We start from the raw sequence: 1,410 nt of genomic DNA, 5'->3' as shown, positions 1-1,410 counted from the left end.
TGAATCGGCTACACTTAACTGAACAAAAAAATTAAGGTCAAGTAGACTAACGGTCAAATCAGGGCATACTGCTTACTAGCATAAGTGATCCGTATTAGCAACTTTACTAGGAGAGGCGGGTATGCTAGCCTGTTTGGCTAGCCAGATGTCATTGCCATCTGGTTTCCTGGCTGGGAAAGCATGCCCGCAGAGGCTCCTTGTCAAGTTGCGGTGGTTTCCAACTAAATTTACAGGTCTACTATATCTTATTCAGTTATGGAGGAACGCCAATATGACAAAGGCTAGAAGAACATTTACTCCCGATTTTAAAGCTCAAATGGTCAAGCTATATGAAAATGGCAAACCTAGAAAAGACATTATTTCCGAATATGATTTAACCCCTTCCGCATTGGATAAATGGGTGAAACAAAATCAAACATCAGGGTCCTTTAAAGAAAAGGACAATAGAACAACGGAAGAAGCAGAGTTGATCAAACTTCGTAAAGAAAACCAGCGTTTATTGATGGAGAATGATATTTTAAAGCAAGCTGCGCTGATAATAGGACGAAAGTAAATGTGATCAAAAATAATCGTCACAAATACTCGATATCAGCAATGTGCGATGTCCTACAACTCTCGAGAAGTACCTATTATTATGAAGCAAAAGAGCAATCCAAATCTGATGATGAACTTACAGATATCATCATAGATATCTTTCACAAAAGCCGTCAGAACTATGGTACACGTAAGATTAAGCATGAATTAAAAAAGCTTGGTATAGTCTCTTCGAGACGACGTATCGGCAGAATCATGAAAGAGAATGGACTAGTATCAAAATATACAGTTGCCCAGTTCAAGCCTTATTTGGATAAATGTAATGAATCTAAAGTTAATAATGTGTTAAATAGAGAGTTTGATCAACAAAAGGAATTAACTGTTGTAGTAAGTGATTTAACATACGTAAGAGTCGAAAATCGTTGGCATTACATATGTTTATTTGTCGATCTTTATAATAGGGAGATCATAGGTCATAGTGCAGGACCTAATAAAGATGCTGGACTGGTCTACCAAGCCTTATCAACAATTAAAGCTGATTTAAGGCAAATTCAATTATTTCACACTGATCGAGGAAATGAATTTAAAAACAAGACTATTGATGAAGCGCTCGACACATTTAAAATCAAACGGTCATTAAGCATGAAGGGCTGCCCTTATGATAATGCAGTTGCGGAAGCCACATTTAAAATTATTAAGACGGAATTCGTAAAGGGAATGTATTTTGATAGTTTGGAACAGTTAAAGTTAGAATTAGATGATTATGTTCATTGGTTTAATCACATTAGAATTCACGGAACACTTGGATATTTAAGCCCTATTGAGTACAAAAAAGAACACCTTAAAAAAGTTGTCTAGTTTAGTGTTGACAAACCA

Annotated in this window: 1 protein-coding gene; it reads left to right on the top strand. The window is 36.2% G+C overall.

Going from position 1 to position 1,410, the window contains the following annotated elements:
• The first annotated feature begins 271 nt into the window (after positions 1-271).
• Positions 272-1,392, top strand: a protein-coding gene (locus ACIFOT_RS31780) for an IS3 family transposase (RefSeq protein WP_430072849.1) whose coding sequence is annotated in 2 segments (ribosomal slippage) — positions 272-518 and positions 518-1,392 — 1,122 coding nt in all. Because the reading frame shifts where the segments join, the coding sequence is not laid out codon by codon here.
• Positions 1,393-1,410: the final 18 nt, after the last annotated feature.

It is taken from the genome of Neobacillus sp. NRS-1170 (genome assembly GCF_050468025.1).
This window is presented reverse-complemented; position numbering and strand designations above follow the sequence as displayed.